3 protein-coding genes are annotated in these 3137 nt (G+C 26.8%); all 3 read left to right on the top strand.

From position 1 onward, the window contains the following. Window positions 1-1194 (top strand): motility associated factor glycosyltransferase family protein (locus DU473_RS08105; protein WP_131186971.1); only part of this gene is annotated, 1194 nt, incomplete at its 5' end. Continuing rightward, the gene (locus DU473_RS08100) at window positions 1167-3014 is read left to right on the top strand and encodes a motility associated factor glycosyltransferase family protein (RefSeq protein ID WP_131186970.1); all 1848 of its coding nucleotides are present in this window, start codon (window positions 1167-1169) and stop codon (window positions 3012-3014) included. The genes DU473_RS08105 and DU473_RS08100, both read left to right, overlap by 28 nt. Beyond that, window positions 3011-3137 (top strand): hypothetical protein (locus DU473_RS08510; RefSeq protein WP_262868329.1); only part of this gene is annotated, 127 nt, incomplete at its 3' end. The genes DU473_RS08100 and DU473_RS08510, both read left to right, overlap by 4 nt.

Raw genomic sequence — 3137 nt, 5'->3', positions numbered from 1 at the left:
CTCACTAAACAACTACCCATTCTAAAAGAATATCAAAACAAAGCCACAATATTTTGTGCAGATAGTGCTTATGCTATATTAGCTAAACATGGTATTAAGCCTGATTATGTTTGTATGTTGGAAAGAAAAGAGATTACAGCAGAATTTTTCAATAATGATTTTAAAGAATTTGATGAGGGAATAACTTTTATATTAAAATCTGTAGTTCACCCAAAAGCACTTTCTTATCTTGATCAAAATAAGCGTTCTTATATGGTAATTTCTACTTGGGCAAATTTTATTAATTATGTTGCTATGGATAAATTTGGATATTTTAATATGGGTCATAGCGTGGCTAATGTTAATTTTGCTTTAGCATTTTTTTTAAAACACAAAAATATCATCTTAATAGGACAAGACTTAGCCTATGATGAAAAAGGAAATTCTCATCCTAGTGATTATAAACACGGATCAAATTTTGAAAGTAAAAGATTTAAGAATTTTGATAAGGTCTTATCTTATGGAGGTAAAAAACTAATTAACACACACCAAGCTTGGACTCTTTTTCGCCAAGAATTTGAAAGCGATATACAATTTACCAAAGAACAAGGAATAACCACCTACAACTGCACAGAGGGTGGAGCAAGAATAGAAGGAAGCTTAGAAAAACCCTTTAAAGAAGTATGTGAAGAATTACTGATTAAAGATTTAAATAAACCCTTTAAAAAACTAAATTCTTTAAATAAAAACAAACAAGATGAATTATTACTTAAAGCCTATGCAAAAATTATAAAAGCCATAAAACACTCTAATACTTTTAAAAATGATTGTTTAAAAGAATACGAAGAGCTTAATGAGCTTTATTTAAGTTTAAATCATACAGAAAATCAAAGTTTATTAGATATTATAATACAAAGAATTGATAAGTATAAGGTAAAAACTGAAGATTTAAAAGAACTAGCTCAAGCTGTTGGGGCTTTTTTAATCCAATTTGAATTAAATTTAGCTAGAATTTATGTCTTAAAAGCAAAAACAAAAGAAGATTCTTTTAATAAATCATTAATTTGGATCAAAGAACATTTAGAATGGCTTAAAATGATATATGCACATATTAATGCACTTGAACTTGCTTTAATAAAAAACATTAAGCCTTTAGAAGAAGAGTTATATAAAAGGGGACTTGAGAAATGGATGAGGCAAAAGAGCTATTTTTAAAAAATACAGCAGCACTTTTTGAGGTTGATCAAGTTTTAGCTTATAAACTTAGATCCTTAGAAAATTTTTCTCAATTTAATATGGACGAAGATGCTAATTTCATAAGAAATGATAATAATAAAATTTACGAAAATGTGAATGAGGAACTAAATAAAAGTTTAGAATTCTTTAAAAATGATTTTTCTAAATATCCTGTTTTATTTTTTTATGGTTTTGGAAATGGAAAGCTTTATAAATTTTTATGTAAAAATAAAAATCATAAAGCTATAGTTGTATTTGAAGATGAGCTTGAAATTCTGGCTTTAGCTTTTCATCTGTTTGATTTTTCCAAAGAAATTAAAAATGAAAAACTGATACTTTTTTATACTAAAGATCTTAATCTAGCTTCTTTAAATGCTTTATTTTCTTTTGAATTTATAAAAAAGAGTATTAAAATTTATAATCTTCATATCCATAGTTCTTTTTATGCAAAGTATTATTATGATAAAATCGAAAGCCTAAACAAAGATTTAATGGAAATTATAAGATTTATAGTATTAAATCATGGCAATGATCCTATAGACTCTATGACAGGGATAGAACATACTTTAAATAATATCCCAAACATGTTAAGTCATGGGATTTTTCAAGAATTTTTAAAAGCAAGAAGGGCAAAACTTGAAAATGCCATAGTGGTTTCAACAGGACCTTCGCTTACTAAGCAACTTCCTTTGCTTAAAAAGTATCAAAATAAAGTTGCTATTTTTTGTGCTGATAGTTCTTATCCAATTTTAGCAAAACACAATATAAAGCCTGATTATGTTTTATCTTTAGAAAGGGTTGTTTTAACTTCTGAATTTTTTAATAATGATTTTGGAGATTTTGATAAAGATATACTTTTTATCTTAGCTTCTGTGGTTTATAAGAAAAGTATAGAATATTTAGAAAAAAATCATAGAAGATATATGCTAGTGCATCGCCCTTTAAATTCAGCAGGTTCTTTAAAACTAGATGAGTATGGTTATCTTGGTGTGGGAATGAGTGTTGCTAATATGATTTATGAGTTAATCGGCGCACTGAGATTTAAAAATGTGATTTTAATTGGTCAGGATTTAGCCTATGCTGATGATGGGAAGAGCCACGCTGTAGAACATATTTTTGGAGAGCAAGGTGATGAAGTAAGAGATAATCTTTATACCTTAGCTTATGGGGGTAAAGGAGAAGTTAGAACTCAGCTTTCTTGGCAACTTTTTAGACAGCATTTTGAAAAAGATATTTTTTTTACTAAAACTAAATTAGGCATCACTACTTATAATTGCACAGAAGGCGGAGCAAGGATAGAAGGAACTATAGAAAAACCTTTCAAAGAAGTATGCGAAGAGCTTTTAAAAAGTGATCTTCAAAAGCCTTTTGAATTTCCAAAAACCTTAAGTTTAAATGAGATGAGAGAAAAATTAAAAAAAACCAAGAAAAATATTGAAAAAAATGTAAGCGAGAGTGAAAATTACATTAAAAAATGCAAAAATGAGCTTAAAAAATTAGATTATGAATTTAGCAAAGAGCAAAAGAATTTACAAACTCTAAGAAAAATTAAAGATAACTTGCTTAAATTTTTTAAAGAATTAAAAACATTAAAATTATTTAATGAGCTTTCTCAGGCTATGTATTTTCATAATGAATGCGAAGTGATGAAGTATGAAGTTTTAAATTCTTTAAAACAAGATGAAAAATTGATAGATTTTCTTTCTTCTCAAAATCTTTGGTTTTTGCAAATTTTAGATTATTTAAAAGCTCAAAATGAAACTATTAATAAAGCTATAAAAGAATGGGGGATTAAATGAATCCCTCTTTATTCCTAAAAAACCTAAATGCTCTAAATAATACTTTCTTAAAAGAAGAACTAAAGAAAATAAAATCAAATCTTAAATTTGAACTTATACAAGGTAAGGATAATTTAGATATAA

The organism is Campylobacter novaezeelandiae, assembly GCF_004323845.1.
Classification (GTDB): Bacteria; Campylobacterota; Campylobacteria; order Campylobacterales; family Campylobacteraceae; genus Campylobacter_D; species Campylobacter_D novaezeelandiae.
This window is presented reverse-complemented; position numbering and strand designations above follow the sequence as displayed.

Bases quoted from the DNA above. Each gene is read 5' to 3' on its own strand.
- DU473_RS08100 (WP_131186970.1), top strand. From the start codon at position 1,167: ATGGATGAGGCAAAAGAGCTATTTTTAAAAAATACAGCAGCACTTTTT.